This window comes from Arthrobacter sp. zg-Y750 (assembly GCF_020907365.1).
Lineage (GTDB): Bacteria > Actinomycetota > Actinomycetes > Actinomycetales > Micrococcaceae > Arthrobacter_B.
This window is the reverse complement of the sequence record NZ_JAJJOC010000016.1, coordinates 148,916-170,352: the sequence shown is the minus strand read 5'-3', so window position 1 is coordinate 170,352 and position 21,437 is coordinate 148,916. Positions and strand designations below refer to the sequence as shown.

Sequence of the window (21,437 nt, the reverse complement as noted above, 5' to 3'; positions counted from 1 at the left end):
GATGGCCAGCATGACTGAGGCCTATCTGATTTCCGGCGTCCGTACCCCCGTGGGCCGCTACGGCGGTGCCCTGTCCTCCGTCCGGCCCGACGATCTGGCTGCGCTGGTGCTCGCCGACGTCGTCGCCCGCGCCGGACTGGACCCCGCCGACGTGGACGAGGTGCTGCTGGGCTGCACCAACCAGGCCGGAGAGGACAACCGGAACGTGGCGCGGATGGCGACCCTGCTGGCCGGCTTCCCGGACACCGTGCCGGCCATGACCGTGAACCGGCTCTGCGCATCCGGGCTCAGCGCGATCCTGCTCGCCTCCCAGATGGTGAAGTCCGGGGCGGCGGATGTGGTGGTTGCCGGGGGAGCGGAGTCGATGTCGCGGGCACCATGGGTGCTGGCCAAACCGGAAAAGGCCTTTGCAAAGCCCGGGGAGCTGGCAGACTCGGCCATCGGCGCCCGGTTCACCAACCCGAAGTTCTACGACCTGCCCGGCACCACTTATTCCATGCCCGAAACCGCCGAGGAACTGGCCTCCCGGGAAGGGATCAGCCGGGAAGACTCGGACGCCTTTGCGCTGCGCTCGCACACCCGGGCGCTCGCCGCCGTGGACGAGGGCCGGTTCGCAGCGGAAATCGTGCCGGTGGAAACAAAAAAGGGCGTGGTGAAGACCGATGAGGGTCCGCGCCGGGAGACCAGCGCCGAGGCGCTGGCGAAGCTGCGGCCCATCGTGCGGCCCGACGGCGTGGTGACCGCCGGGAACGCCAGCTCGCTGAACGACGGCGCGTCCGCCGTCGTCGTCGCCAGCGCCGACGCGGTGCACCGGTTGAAGCTGGACGCGCGTGCCCGGATAGTCGACGGCGCCTCCGCCGGGGTGGATCCGGCGGTCATGGGCATCGGCCCGGTGCCGGCCACCCGGAAAGTGCTGGAACGGACCGGCTGGACACTCGGGGACATTGGTGCGGTGGAACTGAACGAGGCCTTCGCCGCGCAGTCGCTGGCCTGCATCCGCCGGCTCGGCCTGGACGAGGAGCTGGTGAACCGCGACGGCGGGGCCATTGCGCTCGGGCACGCGCTCGGTTCGTCCGGGTCGCGGATCACGGTGACGCTGCTGAACCGGATGGAGCGCGAGGGTGTACCGCGTGGCCTGGCGACCATGTGCGTGGGGCTCGGCCAGGGTGTGTCGATGCTGCTGGAGCGGGTGTAGGTCCACGCTGGCAGCAAAGCGGCACCCGGCCTTTGGGCGGGTGCCGCTTGTCCTCGGACGGTCGACCAGCGCGCGTGGGTGGTGGTGCGTGGACGGTGGGAACCTAGACGACGGGGTTGGGGCGCAGCTCGGCCAGTTCCCGGCCGAACTTCACCGCGGCGGTTTCCGCTTCCTCCTTCAGAGCGGCAGCCATGTCCTTGAAGGGATCCAGGGCTGGGTTCATGCCCACGAGGGTGAAGGGGCGCTCGACAACGCGCAGGTCCAGCCCCCAGACATCCGCCAGCACGCGGCGCAGCCAGGGGGTGGAGTGGTCCCACCCTTCCTTGGGGGTGCCCGGATTGTAGTTTCCGCCCAATGAGGTGACCAGCACGGCCGGCTTGCCGCGCAGGGCGGTGCCCTCCGGGCTGATCCGGGGATCGGTGTAGGCGAGGTCGAACCAGGTCTTGAAATGCTGCGAGACGCCGAAGTTATACAGGGGAACGGTGAACAGCAGCGCATCGGCACCGGTCAGTTCATCAGCCAGTTCAGTGGCGAAGCCAAGAGCCTGGTGCTGCTCCTCGGTGCGGGCCGCTTCCGGAGAGAAGCCGCCCAGGACGGCATCCTGCCAGACCCCGGTGGGGATCGGCTCAGCGGCGAGGTCGCGGCGTCGAACGCTGGAATCAGGGTGAGCGGCAGTCCACTGCTCCTCGACGAGGTCGCCGAGGGCACGGCTGGCGGACGTGGCGGGCAGGATGCTGGCATCCAGGCGGAAGAGCGTCATGGGGTCTCCGATCAATAAGTTCCTTAGTAACTCTGTTTTTCAGAGTGACTAGGCTGACAGTAGCGGTAGAATCGCCGTATGGATAGAGGCCCGGTTTCAATGCACACATGTGATTCCGCGGTCAGCCTTGCCTTCACCATCCTGGGTAAGCGCTGGAACGGGATGATTGTGGATGCCCTCAGCGCCGGGCCGTTGTCCTTCGCGGCCCTGCGGCGATCCGTCGAGGGAATCAGCGACGCCGTACTCTCTGACCGGCTCACCGAGCTGGCCGAGGCCCTGCTGCTGACGCGCGTTGTGGAGCCCGGCCCGCCGATCTCGGTGGCGTACACCCTGACGCCCAGCGGGGAGCAGCTGGTGCCGTTGCTGCGGCAGTTGGGGCAGTGGGCAACAGCCCACCTTCCCCAGTCGGAGGAGCAGCCCGAGCGGTGACCGCCCGGCGGTGACCGCCCGGCGGGCCGGAGGCAAAATTTCCGCAACGGGCCGTAGGCTTCCCCGCATGACTGCTTCCATCTCGCACACCACCTTTGACAGCCTCGACCCGTACGCGCAGTCCGTGTTCTGGGCGCAGGTGCTCGACTTCCACGCAGATCCGGAGGAGCCCTTTGGGCCCGGCGACGACGAGTGCATGATCTACTCGCCCGACGGCTCCCAGCGGCTGCTGTTTATCAAGGTGCCGGACCGCAAACAGGTCAAGAACCGCCTGCACCTGGACCTGCAGCCGGAAGAGTCCGGCGGACGGGACCAGGAGCTCGCGCGGTTGCTGACACTCGGAGCCACGCAGGTCGATGACCAGCGCCGCCCGGATGGAACCGGCTGGGTGGTACTGGCCGACCCGGAAGGCAACGAATTCTGCATCCTGCGCAGCCACGCGGAACGGTACGCCGTCTAGGTTTCCGGCGGAAAAGCAGCGATCCCGCGGAGTAGGCTGTGCTCATACCAGGTCTCTAATTGGGGGAAGAATGCAAAAGGGAAGCATGCCTAAGGGAAGCATCGCCGTGCTGCTGCTCGCCGCGGCTGTCGGATTAGCGGGATGTTCATCCTCCGCCGACGCAGCCAGGGAATCCGCTCCGGCCACGCCTTCCCGGAGCGCGTCGTCGTCCGCCCCGACAACTCCGCCGGCCCCGCCGTCGCCCACCCCCACTCCGACGCCCACGCTAACGCCCCCGCCAACCCTTTCCGCGCCGGCGCCGGTCACACCGGCCGAGCCCTTCACGGCCATAGCCATCGCCCAGCAGCTGCAGGCGGTTGTCCCCGGCATCACCTCGGTCACTGAAGTAACGGCGGAGAATGACCCGGGCGGATTCATCGGCCAGCCGGGCTATTACACCTCGGCGGCGTGGATCGCCGACGCCTCCGCAGCCGCGCCGGAGAACAGCGTTGTGGGCGGAGCCGTGGTGGAAGTCTTCGCCAGCGAAGCAGAAGCCCAGTCGCGCTTCGCCCAGCTACAGGAGCACATCGCCCTGGGCGCCGCCTACAAACGGGAATACATGTATCTGCAGGGAACGGCGCTCCTCCGCGTGACCGGAATGCTCGGCGACGAATCGGCCGCCATTTATGAGCAGGCCTTCTATGCCCTCGGGATTGGGTAACTGTTTCGGGTAGCCCAGTCGTCAAAAGGGGGAATCACCGTGGCATTGTTCAGCACCAAACCGATTGTGAAGAAGAAGGAACAGTGGACAGCGCTTCAGCCGCCGGAGGCGGTCCTGCAAACCCTGGCCACGGCCTTCTCCTTCCACGGTGAAGATGTCCGGCGGGAAAAGTCCTCGGTGGAGGTGCATTTGGGGTCCAATGCGGAATACCGGATGTGGGGCAACCTGACCGAAGAAGGGCGCAAGCACCTGCCGATCGCCCTGACGTTCACCGCCTCCTGGTTCGGCACGGGCACTGCGGTAGAGGTGTATGCCCGCGACACCTTCGGTTTCCGTGTGGGCAGCGGCAAGTCCTTCGGGGTGCCGGAAACGTTCAACCGGCGGATAGAGGAATTCCTCAGTTACGCGGCCGGGACGCTCGGCATAACCCTGCCCGTCTCCGGACCCGTCCCTTCCCCGCCGCCCATCAGTTTCTAGCCCCGCACCAGCCCGAGCACCCGCCGCAGGATTTCCTCGCCGGCCAGCACTCCGCGGGCCGCGGTGACCTGCAGGTGCGGGTCGGTGTAGCCGGTGTCGTCCAGTTCGCCGTGCGCGGGGCGGAAGGCGACATGGGCGGCCTGGAGCATCGGCCGGTCCAGCAGTGAATCCCCGGCGGCAACGATGCGCTCCGCCCCGGTCCGCCGGGCGACCTCGGCCACGGCATCCTGCTTGGTCACGGGCACCGGCACGCAGTACAGCTTGCGGCCCTGCAGCGAGACAGTCCAGCCGCGCTCCGCACACCAGGTCTCCAGCTCCAGCAGGAACTGCCCCGGCAGCGCCGCCCGGTCCACCACGGCGTAGGCAAACAGGTCCTCGGCAGTGCGCAGCTTCAGCGTCCAGGCAGCGAACTCCGGGCGGGCCAGATGCGCCGACACCTCGGCCAGGGGAGCGCAGCCGCCGGCCACCAGGGAACGGACCTTGTCCTGCCAGTCGGCGTCGGGCTCCCCGTGGTGCAGGATCACCCCGCCGTTGGTGGTCACCGCGTACTCCGGTGACGGAGCGGGCAACTGGATCCGCCGGTACTGGGCCACCGTCCGCGTGGTCACGGGAACAAACACCGCAGCCTCCGCGGCGGCCACCAGCAGGTCCTCGGCCGCACGGGTCATAAAGGACAGCGGTTTGCCCTCGTACACCTCGGAGACCACCAGGCCCGGCGCGGCGGCATCCTCGGTGTCCAGGAACAGGGCGTTGGCGGAATAGATCAGTGTCCGGTCCAGGTCCGAGGCGAAGAGGGTCCTCACGCGTCGGCCCCCGAGGCGGCTCCGGAACCGGCTGGAGCCCCTGCGCCGGCCGCTGCACCGGCAACAGCCTTCCCGTCCGCACCCACCGCCCCCGCGGTGAACCGGGGATGGATCAGGCCCACGCAGCTGAACGGCAGGTCCGGGACTTCCTCCACCGGCACGCCGCGCTGTTCGGCCAGCAGCAGCACATGTGCCACGTCGGTCCGGGCCGCCGGATGCACCAGTACTTTCCACGGCACCCGGCGCAGCAGCACCCGCGTGGTCTCGCCGACCCCGGGCTTCACCAGGTTCACGTTATGGATGCCGTACTCCTCGCTCAGCCGTTCCACCGCGGCCCAGCCGACCCAGGTGGGTGTCCGGTCGGTGCCGGCCAGCTCGGAGGCGTGCGCGACGGCGGCGGTCCGAACGGCGTCGAAATGCGCGGACACGGCGGTCAGGAAGTCCCGGGAAACGTCTGCTGCGGCCAGGTGGGAGTAGAACTTCGCGCCGTGGAAATCCTCCGGTCCAATGAGTTCCTTGTTGAACACCGTGCGGGATACCAGGCCCGAAACGGTGGAATTCAAGCAGGCCGAGGGGATCAGGTAATCCTCCCGGGTGCCGAACAGCTCCACGGAATGCCCGGGATCGGCCAGCACCGCCAGCTGCGCGGAGAACCGTACGCCGTCGGTTGCCTCGAACTTCTCCAGCGCGGCGGTCAGTTCGCGGGTGATGGCGCCCTTACCGGTCCAGCCGTCCACAAACAGGATCCGCGCCGGATCGTACCGGGAGGCGAGGAAGCGCAGCGCGGTTTCATCCATGCCCACCCCGCGCACAATGCTCATGGTGTAGTGCGGCAGGTCCAGGCCGTGCATCTGCTGCGCCCAGCGGCGCATCAGGATCCCGATGGGTGTACCGGCCCGGGCCAGGGACACCAGCACCGGCTCGCGGTTGCGGGCCGCCAGCGCCAGTTCAGTGACGGTGCCGACGGCGGCGGCCACCCGGGGTGCGGAGCGGACCAGGGCCTCCTCGTACAGGTCCTGGTACTGGGCCGAGGGCAGGTATTCCATCGGCAGCGACTCGGCATAATTCGCGCCGCCGGACTGGATGGCCGCTTCCCGCTCGGCCGTGGGTGCCTCCAGCTGCGCATCGCGCAGGTCCTTGAGCAGCCAGGTCACGTCCTCGGCCGCATAGGAGCCGAACGCCGGTCCGGTCAGCGGCACCGCGGAAACCGGCACCGCGGAGACCGGCACCGCGGCGGGAGCGGCTGCCGGGTGTCCGGCCCACTCATCGGCGGCGGGCAGGTCCGCGGGGGCCAGCAGCACGACGACGGCGGGAGTCACCGTGCGCAGCGCCTCGGTGACGCTGCCCGGGCCGGTGATGGACGCCAGATCCGTCCCGGGTTCGGGCACCAGGACAATGCTGCCGAAACCGACCGCGGACCCTCCCGTGCCCTGGACCGTGCCGAGCCGCGGGCCCACGTTGTAGGCGTGCCGCGGGCCGGGGCCGTCTTCGGTGAGGTCATGGCTGGCGAAGTCCACCGAGTTGTTGATGGCGTAGTCGGGCCGGTCGATGGGCACGATGGGGGAGCGGGTGGTGGTGGAAAAACGCACCGGCCCGGTTTCGGCCAGGGCGTTGGCCACGGTTAGGGGCACGTGGATGAATTCCTCGCAGCCCAGCACCAGCACCGGTCCGGTGCTCGAGGGCAGGGCGGCGCGCAGTGCGGCAGCGATGACGGCCAGGTCCTCGCCGGACACTGCGCCCGGCAGGGCCTCGGGCAGGGTGCCCAGGTACTGAGAGGACATTCCCGCGGGATTGCCGAACCGGTCGCTGCGCAGCGGCCGCTGGCAGTCCTTCGCTGCGTCCAGCACGGTCAGCGTGCCCGGTTTCTGCGCCGTCGCCTCCACTGCCGCGGGGCCAGCGCCGTCGTTTCCTGCGGCGGCGGGCAGGGCAGTGATGACTTGCTGCGCCCGGGCCAGGATGTCTTCGCCCAGCTCGATGCGGCCGGTGCCGAGGGCAACTACTTCGATCCGGCAGTCCAGCTCGGCGGCCAGCTCGTCGAACCGCGCCCGGTCGGCGTCGGAACGCAGGTCGATCAGCGAGGCCACCACGTACACCGGATGCGGGGCCGCGGCGTGCAGTTCGGCGATGGTGTTGATGACCGTGGCACCGGTGCTCAGCTCATCATCCACGAGCACCACCGGGACGTTGCCGTTCAGCAGGGCCGGGTCGGTGGGCAGCAGGCGGTGCGAGGTGGCGTGCGAATGGGCTTCCTCGAAAGCCCCGTAGGCCACCGCGCCCTCCGGCGCGTGCCGGGTGGAGTGGATGTAGTAGGAGCCCAGTGTGTCCGCGACCAGCCGGCCCAGCCCGGTGGCCGTTTCCGCGTACCCGATGGTCAATACTTCGGGGTGGGAAATCGGCAGGTCCCAGAGCTGTTCCCGGGCATGCATGAGCCGGGCGCGCGCCGACCGTCCCGCAGCCGGGCGGGCGCCGGCGCCGCGGGCGTCGCCGTCGACCGCCGCGCCTTCACCGCGCAGCACCGCCTGCACCTCGGCCGCGACCGAGCACAGGACGGCCCCGTTCACCGTGCTGCCCAGCGCGGCGCCGGCCAGGGAGCCAAGCAGCTCGCCGGCGGCCAGCACCAGGGCGGGTTCGGTGGGGACGTGCTTGGCCAGCACGCGGGAGACCAAGAGGTGCGCCCGGCGCGGGTTCCGGCGCAGCGCCAGGCCCACCAGGTCTTCCACGGGCAGCAGCGCGGAGGGGTCGGAGGTGATCCGCACGCCCAGGGCCTCGTGGACAAACCCGCCGGTCCAGGGGTGCTGGCTCAATTCATGCTCGCTTCCAGAAGATCTACATAGGTGGTGTCGGGGGCGGCCACGCCGAAGGCGGCGGCCCGGACGAGGGTGGAAGCTGCCCACGCCTGATGCGGTTTCATTTCGTTCATCTTGTTTTTATACGGGGACGCCGCCGCCCCGCCGCCGGCCGCACCGGAGATGTGCAGGGCGTCCAGGTAGGCCTCGTGGCTGATCACGGACATGGCGTGGACCAGCGGAACGTGCGAGGGATGGATAACGGTTTTGCCGAGCAGGCCGTTGGCCAGGTCCAGTTCGATCTCGCGGATCAGCCCGTCCAGGTTCGCCGTCAGCAACCGCTGCCGCAGGCCCAGCTCGTCCGCCTCCGCGAATGGGGTGGAGCGCAGCATGGACCGCAGGACCCGTTCCCCGGAACCGTAGTGTTCCCAGACCGGTCCGCTGATGATGAAGCCGTCCGGCCGGCCCAGGATGTTCACGATGTCGCCGATCACCGCGGAGACCACCTTGACGTCATAGATGGTCAGGTCCCGGGACCGGCGCAGCCCGTAGGCGCTGGACATGTCCGTGGCGCCTATCCGCACCGCGAGGACATCAGCCCGGTTTGCCTGCAGCAGGTCCTGTATCCCGGTGAGGGTGGATGTGCGGGTTTCGGCGTGGATCATCAGCGGCGATTCCAGGATCGGCATGATCCGCAGCGGCCGGGTGCCCGGCACGGCAGCTTCACGCGCCGCGTTCACGGTGTGCAGGGCGTCCAGGAAACGCTGCGCGGACCCGGTGGTGTTCTCGAACTTCGGGATCACGAACCCAGTGAGCACGTCCAGCGCCGTGCCGGCGCGTTCGGCCAGGCTGAGCAGCTGTTCCGGGGTGCGTACCCGGACGAAAAGCATCAGGTCCGCTGTACTGCCGCTGCGGCTTTCCCGCTCCAGCTCGACCAGGGCGTCCACCACATTGGTTTCCGCTGCCGGAACATCGGCGTCCGCAATGGAATCCTCCAGGCACAGCACCATACTCAGCACGCCGCGGGCGGCCTGCTTGCGGACATCCTTGACCAGGTCCGGGCGGGTGCCGGGGCAGTACAGGGTGGCGCCAAGCGCGGTCGCCAGCAGGCCGGGGTCGGAATCCAAGCCCAGGTCCTGCGGCGGACGGTGGAACAGGCGGGCGGTTTCGGCCTCGCTGAGGCTGGAGAAGTGGCGCACGGCGTCAGTTCCCCCGGAACGGGAAACGTGCGGTCATGCTGAATCCGAAGGCCTCCCAGATGGATTTCAGTTCCATGCCGTAGGGCATCACCTCGGCGCGCAGCTCCAGCACGTTGCCGATCCGCAGGACCGAGAGCACGTAGAAGCTGCGTTCTCCGGCCGCTTCCGGGATCGTGACCGATTCCCCGTTGAACAGGCCCACGTTCATGGGCTGTTTGGGCTTGGGGAAGAACAGTGCCCGGCGCAGCATCCCGGAATGGCGCAGCGCGATCAGGGCCAGGTCATCTTCGTAACTGACCAGCCGGCGGTTCCCCGGAGTGTCCACGGCCACGCCTTCGAGGGCGTCGGCGGGGATTCCGGGACCGGGTGCGGGCTGGCTGCCGGTGCTGAAGTCCCGGCCCTCCCAGACGGCGCGGATGGTCCCGGCGACGGCAAGGCTGCCCACTGCCGATTCCATCGGAGTCAGGCGCAGGACCGGGTTGCCGGTGTCCAGGGTGCGCAGCTCCTTGATGCCCGGGGCGGGGAACAGCCGGGTGTGCAGCGGGGCGGGGGCGGAGGGTGAGGCCGCGGGCGCGGCTGGGGACGACGGCGCGGACGACGACGGCGCCCCGGAACCGCGGGACTCGGCGTCGTTGGCGGTGGCCCGGTTGGCGGTGGCCCGGTTGCTGTGCGCCTCGGCGTTGGGGGAGAGCCCCAGGGACAGCGAAGTGCTGACCGTGGGCGGTGCCGCCTGCTGCCGGGGCGGGGACAGCGAGAGGGATCCCGGGGCCGGAGTTGCGGGAGCCGACGTCGTGCGGGGCGGGCTTGCCGGCGTCCCGGACGAGACCGGAGCCGACGGCGAAACCGGCGTCGAGGCAGCGGGTGCGGCAGCAACCGGGGTTGCCGCGGCGCGCGGCTTGACCCGGCGGCTCAGGTAGGGGAGATCGGTGCGCACGGCACGCGAACGGTTCACGGCCATTGCCTAGAGGTCGAATCCGAAGTCGGCGGCGAGCCCGCGGAGCCCGGTGGTGTATCCCTGGCCCAGGGCACGGAACTTCCAGTCACTGCGGTGCCGGTACAGCTCGCCGAACATCATGGCGGTGATGCTGTCCCGGTTGGCGGCGGGCAGGTCGAAGCGGACCAGTTCCCCGCCGTCGGCCCGGGCCACCCGGATGTAGGCGCTGCGCACGGCGGCGAAGGTGCCCGGGCCGCGCAGTTCGGGGTCCGCGTAGACGGCAAACACAATCTTGGTAACGGACTCGGGCACCCGGGAAAGGTCGACGTCGATCTGTTCCTCGTCCTCGTCGCCGGCGAACTGCACCGAAGCCTCGGGGCTGGCGATCTGGTTGAAGAACACCAGATGGTCATCGGAGAGGACCCGGCCGTCGGGGCCGCAGAGCAGGGTCAGCGGCACCAGCTCGGACTGCGGTCCGCGGCTGGGAATCACATTCCAGCCCAGGCCCACCATTACCGAGGTCAGGCCCGGGTTTTCCGCGGTCAGGGCGGCGTTGGCGCCGGCCACCAGGGTACCCATTTACTGCTCCCCGAAGGTCAGGGAGGAGGGGGAGAACTTGTCATCCAGGAACCGGCCGTGCGTGGACAGCTCGGCGATGGCACCGGTGCGGACCTGGTTCTCCAAATCCCGGGCGATGCCCTCGAGGATGGTCAGTTGTTCAACGAGCAATGCGGTGGCCTCGGAATCGTCGGTCCGCTCCCGGTCATTCAGGGCCACGTAGGCCCGCAGGGGAGTCGGAAGGTAGTTGGTGATGATGGCGTTGAGCAGCACCCGCTGCTCGGTGGACGCGCCGTTGCTGCCCACGTACTCCAGCAGCGGGGCCAGGATGTCATCGATCTGCCGGACCATGGAAGAGACCATCGGCGGCAGGGCAGCTCCGGCGCGGCGGACGGCGGTGCGCAGGTTCACCAGTGACCGTACGGTCTCCCGGTGTTCGGCGTCGGGGCCCGACGGCGGCTGGTCGCCTTGCTGCGCCAGCTCCGCCACCGGTTCCGGCGTGTTGCCGAAAAGGGACCCGAAGAACCTGCCTATCGCCACGGCCGTACCTCATGCATGGAAGCTGCCCTGCCCGGCATTTAGCGGGACTCGCTCTGGCGGGAGCGCTCCAGGTACGGCTTCGCCTGGGTGATGGTGCTCTCCAGGGACTTCACCGTGCCCTCCATGTTGCGGGCAGCCTCGGAACGGAAGTTGTCGATGGCGTCCATGGTCTGGAACACGTTGTCGAAGGCCCGCTGCAGGGTCTCCACGCTCACGCCGGAGCTGGAGGCCTGCTGGTGGATGCGCGCCGTCTGGTCCTTGAGCATTTCGCTGGTGCTCAGGATCATGTTGTTCGTGGTGGCGTTCACGGCGTCGATCTGGTCCAGGACCATCTTCTGGTTCGCCAGTGCCTGGGCCACGATCACGGCGGTGCGCAGCGCCGAAATGGTGGTGGTGCGGGCCCGTTCCACGCCCTTGATCAGTTCCACGTTGTTCTTGCGGATCAGGTCCATGGCCAGGTAGCCCTGCACGGAGACGGCCAGCTGGGTCAGGATGTCCTGGCGGCGCTGCCGGATGGGGAAGAGCACGTCCGCTTCCAAGGCGTTGGCCTGTTCAATCTGCCCGGAGTTCTTGAGCTTGTCCACCTTCTCCACGCAGGCGGCGTCCAGGGACTCGGCCAGCACGGAGTATTCGCTCAGGGTCTGCATGGTCTTCCACAGCTCCACCTTTTCCCCGGCGAGGGAGGCGTTGTCCTTGAGCAGCTCGTCCTGGCCGGCCATCAGCGACTTGATGATCTTGTCCAGCTGGACCTGCGCGGACTCGTACTTCTGGAAGTACTTGGCCAGCTTGTTGCCGCCCGGGATGATGCCCAGGATCTTGCGGCCGGTGCCCAGGTTGGCCTGGTTGGGGGTCAGGTCCTCCACGGTGCTGCGCAGGTCGCCCAGAGTGGTGGCGACCTTCTTCTGGGCGTCGTTGCCGGAGCGCTTGGCGCCGGCCACCGAGGTGGAGGAGCGGTCCAGCAGGCGGCTGGAGTAGCCGGCGGACGTGGTCATTTCCTGTCCGGCCAGCTTGTTGATGGAATCCACCTGGGCGGTGAACTCCGGGCTGCGGGCGTCCAGCTTGGATACTTCCTCCATGAAGGAACGCGCCTGGGCGGCGATTTCCTTGCGGCGTTCTTCCGGAACCGGGACCATTCCCGGAGCGTCGTTCGGCGCTACCGGGGCGGGCGGTTCGGGTGCCTGAAGCACCAGGGCTTCGGAGGCGTCCGGGGGAGTCAGCGGTGAAGTCATGGTCCAGCCTTTTCGTAAGGTGAGCTGCGGTATGGGTGCGGGGAGTGTTCCGGCCCGCGGAAGCACTCCCCGCAGGGGTGTAGCTGAGAGCTAGAGCCTAGCTGAGCTGGACTCCAAAATCGGTAACAATTCCGGCCAGTCCCGAAGCGTAGCCCTGGCCCACGGCCTTGAACTTCCATTCGCCGTTGTTGCGGTACACCTCGGCGAAGATCATGGAGGTTTCCGGTGCGGCGTCCTCGCTGAGGTCGAACCGGACAATCTCGGAGTCGTTGTCCTGGTTGATCACCCGGCAGTATGCACCGCGGACCTGGCCGAAGTTCTGGTGGCGCACGTCGGCCTGGTCAATGGAGACCACAATGACCACGCGCTCGACGTCGGCGGCCATGGAGGTCAGGTCCAGCAGGATCTGCTCATCGTCGCCTTCACCGGCGCCGGAGCGGTTGTCGCCCAGGTGGGTGACGGAGCCGTCCTTGGCTGCGGGCTGGTTGTAGAAGATGAAGTCGTCGGAGGACCGCACCTTGCCGTTGGCGCCGATCATCAGGGCCGAGGCGTCGAGGTCGAAGGGTTCGCCCGTGGTGGTGCGGGGATCCCAGCCCAGGCCGACAACGGCCTTCTGCAGCCCGGGGTCGGTCTTGGTGAGGGAAAGGTTGTTGCCCTTCGCGAGGGTCAGACCTGCCATGGTATTCAGCTCCTAGTACGGGGGATGGGTTTAGTCGAGGGCGATGCCGAAGTCGGTGGCGACTCCGTACAGTCCGGAGGCGTAGCCCTGGCCGATGGCGCGGAACTTCCACTCTCCGCGGTTGCGGTAGATCTCCGCGAAGATCATGCAGGTTTCCGCTGCTGCGTCTTCGCTGAGGTCGTAGCGGACCACTTCCGCGTCCGTGTCCTGGTTGACCACCCGGCAGTACGCGTCGCGCACCTGGCCGAAGTTCTGGTGGCGGGCTTCGGCCTGGTCGATGGAAACCACAATGACCACGCGGTCGACGTCGTCGGTCAGGATGCTGAGGTCAATCAGGATCTGCTCGTCGTCGCCGTCGCCCAGGCCGGTGCGGTTGTCGCCCTGGTGGACCACCGAGCCGTCCTTGGCGGACAGCTGGTTGTAGAAGATGAAGTCGTCCTGGGAGCGCACCTTGCCGTTGGCGCCCAGCAGCAGTGCCGACGCGTCCAGGTCAAAGGGATCCCCGCTGGTGGTGCGCGGGTCCCAGCCCAGGCCGATCAGGGCCCGTTCCAGCCCCGGATCGGCCTTCGTGAGGGAAAGGTTGCTTCCTTTGGACAATGTCAGGCTGGACAAGGTGCTCTCCTTTGAGACGTGCGGTTAGAGCGAGCGGGCGGCGGTGGGGATCAGGTCCATGACCGTGCGGCCCTGGGCCCGTTCGCCGAGAGCGGTGAAGCTCCAGCCCGAACCGTCGCGGGACACCTTCGCCATGACCATGGCCGTGTGGGTGCCCGAGTCGGTCAGCTGGTAGCGGGCAATTTCGGGGCTGCCCGGCGTCGAGTCGTCGATCAGGCGGCAGAAGGCGTTCTCCACCTGGTCGAAGGTCTGCCGGCTGTAGCTGGAGATCACGAAGACAATCTGCTGCACGGCGGGGGAGACGGCCTGCAGGTTTACCAGGATGACCTCGTCGTCGCCCTCGCCGGCACCGGTGAGGTTGTCACCGGTGTGCTTGGCGGAGCCGTCCTTGCTGGCCAGCTGGCCGTACCAGACCTGGTCAACGGCGTTGCCGTTGGCATCGAAGAAAATGGCTGAGGCATCCAGGTCCACTTCGGCGGCCTTCTTGGTGCCGAAGATTCCACGCTTGACCGGGGCTGCGGAATCCCAGCCCAATCCCAGACGCGTCTTGCTCAGTGCGCCGCCGTCCTTCTTCGTCAGTGACAGCGACTGACCTTTCTGCAGGCTCAGGCCCATGATTCTCCTTTGTTATTTGGTGTACGCGGGTTCATTGGCGGCGTTGGCCGCTGCCACGCGCTTGTTGCGGACAATCGAGGAGGTCAGGGCGGCGAGGATGAAGACCACGCCGATCAGACCGGTGATGACCTCGTTGATTTCGAGCTCGATGGTGAGCAGCAGGATGGCGGCCAGGGCGCCGATGGCCCAGTGTGCGCCATGGTCCAGGTACACGAACTCGTCCAGGGTGCCCTGGCGGACCAGGAAGACAGTCAGGGACCGGACGAACAGGGCGCCGATGAGGCCGAGGCCGAGGGCAATGATGATCGGGTCCGAGGTGATCGCGAAGGCGCCAATGACACCGTCGAAGGAGAAGGACGCATCAATGACTTCCAGGTAGAGGAAGAGCATGAAGGCGGCCTTGCCGGTGGCCTTGACCAGCCCGTTGGGGCCCTTCTTCGGCTCGTGCGCCTCGGCGTCGTCGGCGTCGTAGTCCTCATCGCCGTCGACGTCGAACATGTCGCCCAGCCCCGTGACCAGCAGGTAGGTGATCAGGCCGGCTACACCGGCAATGAAGATGTCGGTGGTGTGCTCGGCATCGGCCAGCAGGGCTGCGGCCAGCAGGGCGGCGAGGCCAACCACGAGGGAGGCGCCGTTGATCTTGCCGATCTTGCCCAGCGGGGCCTCAAGCCAGCGCAGCCAGCGGATGTCGCGTTCCTCGAACATGAAGTCCAGGAAGATCATCAGCAGGAACAGGCCGCCGAAGGCAGCGATCTGCGGGTGGGCCTCGTGCAGGATGTACCCGTAGGTGCCTTCCTGCTCCGGATCGCCCTTTTCCAGGGCCAGCTGCAGCGCATCGATGGGGTTCATGCTGGCACTGATGCCCACAATCAGCAGCGGGAAGATGATGCGCATGCCAACGACGGCGATCAGGATGCCGACGGTGAGGAACATCTTCTGCCAGAAGGGGCTCATTTTTTCGAGGATGCGCGCGTTGACCACGGCATTGTCGAAGCTGAGGCTGATTTCGAGAACACCCAGGATGGCGCAAAGGACAAGTGCCTCTACCCCGCCGTAGAAGAACGCGATGACCAGCGCGACGGCCGTAATGGCGAACGACCAACCGAAAGTCTTGAGAAACACTCTGCTTGCAGCTCCTTCAGTTCCTGCACGCAGCCGGTGGCCGGGGTAGGCAAAAACTAGGTAGAGGATGGCTTTGTTCCAAACGGAATTAGGGGTTCAGTATGTCGCACCGGAAAGGGCGCGGGCAACTACCACCGGTAGCGGCGGCGGGGACGCCGGAGCGGGCCGGTGCCGCGGCGCGCAGCGCGGCGTCTGAGGGCCGGGTCCTGGGGTGCTTGCAGAGGCGCGCGATTGGGCAGGGACGGCTGCCGTCTGGAAGGATAAAGGAAAGCCTACTTACCAAGGCGCCGTTTGAAGGAGGACTGCATGCAGGACCACACTCAGGACCACACTCAGGCTCAGGATCATGTTCAGCCGCAGGACCAGACGCTGCCCCAGGGCCAGGCGCTGCCCCAGGACCAGGGGCTGCCCCAGGATCAGGGAAGCCGGATCACCAGCCCGGTGATGAACATTCCGGCGGCCGACATTGTTGACGGCGGCGCCTCTGCTGCCCCGGCTTCACAGGTGGATCCGGCCGAGGTGGCCATCCTTGCCGAAGCGGAGGATCCGGGCACAAGCCATCTGCGGCTCCAGGAACTGGCGACCGATCATCCCCTGGCCCGTCCTGCCGTTGCCGCGAACCCCGCGGCTGGCCCGGAACTGCTTGAATGGCTGGCCGCACTGGGCGACGCCGGTGTAAACGAGGCCCTCGCGCGGCGCGGAGCCTAGCTGCAGGCCGTTTGTGCTTTGCACGCTTCCAGCCGAGGCGGGTGCAACTCACTGCATCACTGCAACTAACTGCAACTAACTGCAACTAACTGCAACTAACTGCATAACTAAGGGACATCCCGCTGCACCAGGACCTGGGCGGCGGGATGTCCTGTATCCGGGGTCGGGTCGGTCGGCAGGTCGGAGGGAGGGGCCGGGGTCGGTCGGCGAGGGGGAGTGCGGGGCGCTGCTTCTTAGGTGAGCAGTTTTTCCCACGCTCTGTTATTGGTGAGGCTGGTGGGTTCCCTCGAATCACTTCAGTAACAGAGCGTGGGAACCCGCGTGCGCCGGGGGAGTCCTGGTCCGGGGAAACCAGCACCTTTCGCCGCTGGCTGCAGGCGGGTTGTATCCGCAGATGAATTCCTTGTTCCCACGCCTGTGACCGCCGCAACAGTGGGCCGAACAGCGTGCTAGGGTCTTCTGCGATACGTATCTGTTGGCTCGGGGGGACCATCACTTACTCCTTCCGGGCGTAACTACCTGGGGGAGAATTGAAAAACTGCACGAGCTGCGGCGCTGCACTACAGCCGCACTGGAAATTCTGTACCAACTGCCAGGCGCCTCAGCCGGCGCAGCAAGACAGTGGAACCGCAGCTCCTGCCGACCCGGATGCTTCGCGCACAGCCGGTTCCGGGGACCAAAATGAGCAGCCGACGCAGCGCTTCGAGCAGCCGGCCGCCGGGCCTACGGATTCGCAGCCGACGCAGCGCTTCGAGCAGCCGACCCCCTGGCCTACGGATTCCCAGCCGACGCAGCGCTTCGAGCAGCCCCCGGCCCAAGCGGGTGCGTCCACCCCGACAACCTCGGTATTTGATCCGCCCGTTGTCGCCCCCACCGGCGCCTACGCAACGGGCGGAAGCTTCGCTCAGCACGCCCCGGGCCAGGGTGCCGGCGCTTCCGCCAATCCCGGCGGATACGGGCCGGGCAACGGCAATAACTTCACCGGCCCGGGCAACGGCGCGAACAACAACGGCAACGGCCCCGCCGGACCCGGTGTGCCGCCGTCGGGCTCCGAAACGCCGAAAAAACCCAACCGCAAGGTAATCATCCTGGTTGTGGTCCTGGCGATCCTGCTTGCCCTGGGCATCGGAGCGTACTTCTTTGTGCAGAACATCGTCCGCGGCGGCGCCGGCTCCCCGGAGGCTGCAGCAGACAAGCTGTTGGAATCCATCGAATCCAAGGACGTGGTGTCCCTGGTCGGGCTGGTTCCCCCGAACGAGCGTGAGCCGCTTCAGCGGCTGCAGGAACACGTCGAAGAGAAGATGGACGAATTCGGGATCCAAGACGCCATGGACAAGGTTGGCCGCGGCGAGGAAGAAAACGAGGACGAACTGACGTTCGACGGCGTCGACATCACCTTCACGGACGTTGCGCCGGAAATCACCGAGATTGACGAGAACACGGCCCTGATCAAGTACACCGAGGGTGAAGTCCGGGTACAGATGGACCCGGACGCCACCAACGGACAGCTGCGGTCCCTGCTGGACGCATCCGGTGACGCGGGCGAGGAAAAGATTGACGAGACCACAAAGCTGTCCGAGCTGGGACCGGACGGATCGGCCCTGACGCTGGTCGCCACCAAGCGTGACGGCAGCTGGTACATCAGCCCCACGTACAGCGTGGTGGAAATGGTCAACCAGAGCGAAGACTACGGCCACGGCTCCGTGCCGGATTCCGCAGGCGGCAGCAACAGTCCCGCCGAGGCGGCGCAGGCCATGGTGGAGTCGCTGCCCGAGGTGATGGACAAGGGGAGCGTGGAGCCGCTGGCCGGAACACTGTCCGTCCACGAAGGCGGCCTCCTGTACCTTTACGGCGAAATGTTCGACTCGGTCTTGGAGGGTGTGGCCGGGGAAGAGCTGAACGTGAGCGACGTGCGCTTCTCCGAAGGTGAAACGGACGGAGACCGTGCCAGCGCCGTCGTCGAGAACATCACGCTGGAAAGCGGATACGGCGACGAGATCACAGTGACCAAGGACTGCATCGAGGGTGAAACAGATTCGGACAGCTTCTGCCTGAGCGGTTCCGGCTACTCCTCGAACGCGTCGCCGGAGATGTTCGGCGGGGTGAAGGAGTTCTCCCTGACCACGGTCAAAGAGGACGGCAAATGGCGGGTCAGCATGGAGGACACCGTTGTTGACTGGATGATTCGGTGGTCGGATTCGCTCACCCGGGAGCAGGCCCTGGCCTTGATGCAACTCGCCAGCAGCGAGGATCCCAGCGGAGATATCGTGCCCGATGAAGCCACTGAGGTGGAGTTCAACTCGGCCGGTTACGCGGTGCTCTCCCTGAGCCTGGATGAGGACATGGAACTGGCGGCCGAAGACGAATACGAGTTCGGCACCATCACCGTGTACTCCGAGGACGGCAAGGAAGAGATCAGCACCCTGGGCTACGGCGATGAGATTCCGGCAGGTGACTACAAGCTGGTGGTCTTCGCCGGCTATGAATGGGACGGCGAGTTTGCCGAGAACGGCAGCGACACCAACTATTCCAAGGAACTTACGCTGACCGAGGACGACGGCTATTCGTCGTCGACGTCCCCGACGTCGCCGAAGTCGCCATCCACGACGCCGTCACCCTCCGCCTCGCCCTCGACGGCGCCTGACGCCCCGGAGGACTCTGCCTACGGCTTGCTGATGCCAGGGGAAACCATGAGCCACGACATGGCTGCCAGCGACGGCGAGTCAGAGGCCGTGGTGACTGTGATGGGTTCCTCCACGTCACCGATTGTCATCGGCGTGACCCTGGACGGCCAGGAACACAAGCTGGACATTGCGCAGGGAGGACGCGGCGAGCTCCCCATCCCGTATCCCAATGACGGCAAGGGCCACACCATGACCGTCCGGATGATCGACGGCGGTGACGGCTCCATGATGCTCAGCTACAACATCAGCATCGAACGCAAGTAACGTGCACCGGTACCGGGACCGCATGCCCGTCCCGGTACCGGTGCTCCACTCTTCAAGATTTCCCGGCGACTGCCGGCGCACACGACGTAGAAACCCAAGGGAAGGCACCATGAAATTCTGTGCAGAATGCGGTAAACCACAAGAACCGGGAGGCCGGTTCTGCCCGGAGTGCGGGCACGCCATGGGCGCCGACACTTCGCCGGAAACCAGCTCCGCCCCGGCGCAGCCCGTTTCGGGTCCTTCCGGAGAAACTCCTGCGGCCGGTCCTGCCGGCGAAGCCGGAACGGCCGGACCTGAGTCCGCCGGAGCGGGGACCCCTGCAGCCGCCGCCGAGGTCCGTGAGCCGCAGTTTGCCCCCGCCGGTGCCCCCGCCGCAGGCCACCCCCACCAGGGCTTCGCCCAGCCGGGCCAGCCGGGTCAGCCGCAGGGCTTCGCGCAGCCGGGTCGGCCGCAGGGTTACGGTCAGCAGCCGCCCCAGGGTTACGGTCAGCCGGGTCAGCCGCAGGGTTATGGCCAGCCCGGTCAGCAGCCGCCGCAGGGTTACGGTCAGCAGCCGCCGCAGGGTTACGGCCTGCCGGGTCAGCCGCAGGGTTATGGCCAGCAGCAGCCGCCGCAGGGCTACCCTTACCCGCAGGGTTACCCGCAGCCGCCCGTGCAGCAGGCGCCCAAGCGTCCGTCCGCATTTGCCGGCGTCCCGGTCAGCGACTATGTCCGGGACGGCATTGCGTTCCTGGCCCTGTTCTTTTCGCTGTTTATGACCTGGTGCTGGGGACTTGACACCTACGAAGAGAACGAGGCCAAGGCCTGGGGCCGGGTCGACGTCCTGCTGATCACCATCCTCAGCATGCTCTCCCTTGGCGTCAGCTACCTCTGGCGTGCCGGAATGCTGGGACAGAAGGTTGGTTACCGGGCCATTCAGGACATCAGGCTGCTGGCCAATGTCCCGTACGTGGTGCTGGTGCTCGTGTATCTGCTCCTGAGCATGCTGGCCAAGGACGCTTACTCCAACTTCTACGGGCTGGGCGCAGCGGTGGCCTTCGGCCTGGCCGGAGCGCTGCTTGCCGCACAACCGCGGCGCGCGGAAATTGCCGATGGAGACGCCGACGGCGCCCGGAACCGGCGTTGGCTGTTCATCGCGTTTGGCGTGGTGGGTCTCGCCGCAGTTGTCGTAGTTGTTGACCTTGTCCAAGCAGCGATCCAGGTTGTGTCGGAGGACATCGATGTCGACCACATGGGGGTCAGCCTGGTCCTGGCCATCCTGGGTTCGGGCCTTGCCGTATTCATCCTGGCCTTCATCACACTGCGGGTCCGGCGTGGGGAAGACCCCTGGCGCTTCCTGGGTGTCGTCCTGGGCGTGGGCACCGCATTCCTGGCCCTTATCTCGCTGACCCGAACCCAAGCATTCGATATCTCAGTCACCCCGGGCTGGATCGGCTTCCCTCAGATGTTCTGGATGGCGTTCGGCGTTGTGATGTCAGCACCGTCTGTTGCCCGTCTCACGGAACGTACTGTCGCGGCCCCCGACGACCGCAAGGCTGCACTTAAGCCGTTCCTGTTCCTGGCGTTGCTCCTGTCCTCCGCCGTCGTGGTCTTTTCGCTGGTGGGCCTGACCGTGGCCTTGGTGAACGAGTACGACGTTATTGCCCCCTGGGTAGTCACGCTGATCCTGGGCCTCGTTGCGGCCGTCGGCACCGTGCTGGCGCCGCGGCTGCTTTACCGCGACGGACGGTCCACGTTCGTGATGGGCAGTGCCTACGCCGTCGGGCTGTTCGTTATTGCCCTGATCCTGATGATTGTCTGGGCGGTCGCGGGATCCGATGGCTCACCGTTCAGTGAGGGTATTCCCAGCTCGCCAGTCGAGTCCATGGTCCTGGTACTTGGCTGGATCCTGGCCTTCGGCGTGCTTGCCGTGCTGTGGCTGAACCGTGCGGTCCGCGCACACTTCACCTCGCTGCCTGCTGCCGGCAGCCGTACCGGGTTCAACTTTGCAGGAGCTCCGGGCCAGCAGGCGCCGTCGCACACTCCGGGCATTCCGACGCCGGCAGCCCTCTACGGTGCGCAGCAGGTTCCGTTCCAGCAGCCGGCACAGCCCGGGCAGTTCGCGGGTCCGCAGGGTCAGCAGCCGCCGCAGTTTGGCGGACAACCGGGCCAGCAGTTCCCCGGGCAGCAGTCCGCTCCGGGAACCCAGCAGGCACCTGCGCAGCCGCAGCACCAGCAGGCACCTCAGGAGCAGACTCCCGTCCAGGAGCAGGCTCCGGTCCAGGAGCAGGCTCCGGTCCAGGAGCAGGCTCCGGTCCAGGAGCAGGCTCCGGTCCAGGAGCAGGCACCCGTGCACGAGCAGGCCCCGGTCCGGGAGCAGGCAGCGCACCTGGCGCCGGCCGAGCCTCAGCAGCCCGCCGAAGAGGAAGCGGCCGAAGAAACCGTCCGCCGCGTCCCCGCAGACGATCCCGATGCCGCCCTCCTGGCAGAAGCAGCCGATCCGGCAACGCCTCTGGCCCGGCTGCAGGAGCTGGCCACCCATCCGCGGGCGCGGGTAGCGGTGGCGGCGAACCCGTCCACGTACCCGGATCTGCTCAACTGGCTTGGCCAGCTGGGCGATCCGGCCGTGAATGAGGCATTGAACCGCCGCCAGCAGTAGGTACCGCACCGCACCGCACTGCGGCAGCCGGCGTCGTCGCACCAG

The 21,437-nt window shown here is 67.1% G+C and carries 20 protein-coding genes; 8 read left to right on the top strand and 12 right to left on the bottom strand.

Going from position 1 to position 21,437, the window contains the following annotated elements; translation table 11 throughout:
• Positions 1 to 10 precede the first annotated feature (10 nt).
• Entirely contained in the window at positions 11 to 1,195 is a 1,185-nt protein-coding gene (locus tag LOC57_RS11700) for an acetyl-CoA C-acyltransferase (protein ID WP_229959850.1), read from the top strand.
• Between the two features lie 103 nt (positions 1,196 to 1,298).
• Here LOC57_RS11700 and LOC57_RS11695 read toward each other — a convergent pair whose 3' ends face one another.
• A complete protein-coding gene (locus tag LOC57_RS11695) occupies positions 1,299 to 1,955 on the bottom strand; it encodes an FMN-dependent NADH-azoreductase (RefSeq protein ID WP_229960074.1) in 657 nt (218 codons plus the stop codon).
• 78 nt (positions 1,956 to 2,033) lie between these two features.
• Here LOC57_RS11695 and LOC57_RS11690 point away from each other — a divergent pair, with 78 nt between their 5' ends.
• From LOC57_RS11690 to LOC57_RS11675, 4 genes are all read left to right on the top strand, one after another.
• Positions 2,034 to 2,384: a winged helix-turn-helix transcriptional regulator gene (locus tag LOC57_RS11690; protein ID WP_227926816.1), complete on the top strand. Its 351-nt coding sequence runs from the start codon at positions 2,034 to 2,036 to the stop codon at positions 2,382 to 2,384.
• Positions 2,385 to 2,451: 67 nt separating this feature from the next.
• Positions 2,452 to 2,844, top strand: a complete 393-nt coding sequence (locus tag LOC57_RS11685; protein ID WP_229959848.1) for a VOC family protein — start codon at positions 2,452 to 2,454, stop codon at positions 2,842 to 2,844.
• Positions 2,845 to 2,929: 85 nt separating this feature from the next.
• On the top strand, positions 2,930 to 3,544 hold the full coding sequence (locus LOC57_RS11680; RefSeq protein ID WP_229959846.1) for a hypothetical protein: 615 nt from the start codon (positions 2,930 to 2,932) through the stop codon (positions 3,542 to 3,544).
• A 39-nt stretch (positions 3,545 to 3,583) separates the two neighbouring features.
• Positions 3,584 to 4,021, top strand: coding sequence for a hypothetical protein (locus LOC57_RS11675; RefSeq protein ID WP_229959844.1), 438 nt, complete (start codon positions 3,584 to 3,586; stop codon positions 4,019 to 4,021).
• Here LOC57_RS11675 and LOC57_RS11670 read toward each other — a convergent pair.
• The 11 genes from LOC57_RS11670 to LOC57_RS11620 all read right to left on the bottom strand — a co-directional run bounded on the left by LOC57_RS11670 (position 4,018) and on the right by LOC57_RS11620 (position 15,098).
• Positions 4,018 to 4,824 (bottom strand): HAD family hydrolase, encoded by an 807-nt coding sequence (locus LOC57_RS11670; protein WP_229959843.1) that lies wholly within the window; start codon positions 4,822 to 4,824, stop codon positions 4,018 to 4,020. The genes LOC57_RS11675 and LOC57_RS11670 overlap by 4 nt on opposite strands.
• Positions 4,821 to 7,628 (bottom strand): phosphoribosyltransferase domain-containing protein, encoded by a 2,808-nt coding sequence (locus tag LOC57_RS11665; protein ID WP_229959841.1) that lies wholly within the window; start codon positions 7,626 to 7,628, stop codon positions 4,821 to 4,823. The genes LOC57_RS11670 and LOC57_RS11665 overlap by 4 nt, the downstream gene beginning before the upstream one ends.
• Positions 7,625 to 8,809, bottom strand: coding sequence for an HpcH/HpaI aldolase/citrate lyase family protein (locus LOC57_RS11660; RefSeq protein ID WP_229959839.1), 1,185 nt, complete (start codon positions 8,807 to 8,809; stop codon positions 7,625 to 7,627). Before LOC57_RS11660 ends, LOC57_RS11665 begins: the two co-directional genes overlap by 4 nt.
• Before the next feature lie 4 nt (positions 8,810 to 8,813).
• On the bottom strand, positions 8,814 to 9,761 hold the full coding sequence (locus LOC57_RS11655; protein WP_229959837.1) for a hypothetical protein: 948 nt from the start codon (positions 9,759 to 9,761) through the stop codon (positions 8,814 to 8,816).
• A 9-nt stretch (positions 9,762 to 9,770) separates the two neighbouring features.
• Positions 9,771 to 10,322: a TerD family protein gene (locus LOC57_RS11650; RefSeq protein ID WP_229959835.1), complete on the bottom strand. Its 552-nt coding sequence runs from the start codon at positions 10,320 to 10,322 to the stop codon at positions 9,771 to 9,773.
• The gene (locus LOC57_RS11645) at positions 10,323 to 10,841 is read right to left on the bottom strand and encodes a hypothetical protein (protein WP_227913382.1); all 519 of its coding nucleotides are present in this window, start codon (positions 10,839 to 10,841) and stop codon (positions 10,323 to 10,325) included. It lies immediately after the preceding gene.
• Positions 10,842 to 10,879: 38 nt separating this feature from the next.
• Positions 10,880 to 12,070, bottom strand: a complete 1,191-nt coding sequence (locus LOC57_RS11640) for a toxic anion resistance protein (protein ID WP_227913381.1) — start codon at positions 12,068 to 12,070, stop codon at positions 10,880 to 10,882.
• Between the two features lie 97 nt (positions 12,071 to 12,167).
• Positions 12,168 to 12,749: a TerD family protein gene (locus LOC57_RS11635; RefSeq protein ID WP_227913380.1), complete on the bottom strand. Its 582-nt coding sequence runs from the start codon at positions 12,747 to 12,749 to the stop codon at positions 12,168 to 12,170.
• A gap of 30 nt (positions 12,750 to 12,779) precedes the next feature.
• Complete coding sequence (locus tag LOC57_RS11630) at positions 12,780 to 13,361, bottom strand: TerD family protein (RefSeq protein ID WP_227913379.1); 582 nt, start codon at positions 13,359 to 13,361, stop codon at positions 12,780 to 12,782.
• Positions 13,362 to 13,385: 24 nt separating this feature from the next.
• Positions 13,386 to 13,976 carry a TerD family protein gene (locus LOC57_RS11625; RefSeq protein WP_227913378.1) on the bottom strand — a complete coding sequence of 197 codons (591 nt, stop codon included), beginning with the start codon at positions 13,974 to 13,976 and terminating at the stop codon, positions 13,386 to 13,388.
• A 12-nt stretch (positions 13,977 to 13,988) separates the two neighbouring features.
• The gene (locus LOC57_RS11620) at positions 13,989 to 15,098 is read right to left on the bottom strand and encodes a DUF475 domain-containing protein (protein ID WP_229959834.1); all 1,110 of its coding nucleotides are present in this window, start codon (positions 15,096 to 15,098) and stop codon (positions 13,989 to 13,991) included.
• Positions 15,099 to 15,404: 306 nt separating this feature from the next.
• Between LOC57_RS11620 and LOC57_RS11615 the strand changes: the two genes are divergently transcribed.
• The 3 genes from LOC57_RS11615 (at position 15,405) to LOC57_RS11605 (ending at position 21,392) form a co-directional block, all read left to right on the top strand.
• Entirely contained in the window at positions 15,405 to 15,806 is a 402-nt protein-coding gene (locus tag LOC57_RS11615; protein WP_229959832.1) for a variant leucine-rich repeat-containing protein, read from the top strand.
• A 530-nt stretch (positions 15,807 to 16,336) separates the two neighbouring features.
• On the top strand, positions 16,337 to 18,754 hold the full coding sequence (locus LOC57_RS11610; protein WP_229959830.1) for a hypothetical protein: 2,418 nt from the start codon (positions 16,337 to 16,339) through the stop codon (positions 18,752 to 18,754).
• Between the two features lie 181 nt (positions 18,755 to 18,935).
• Positions 18,936 to 21,392, top strand: a complete 2,457-nt coding sequence (locus LOC57_RS11605; protein WP_229959828.1) for a DUF7937 domain-containing protein — start codon at positions 18,936 to 18,938, stop codon at positions 21,390 to 21,392.
• The last annotated feature ends 45 nt before the right edge of the window (positions 21,393 to 21,437 follow it).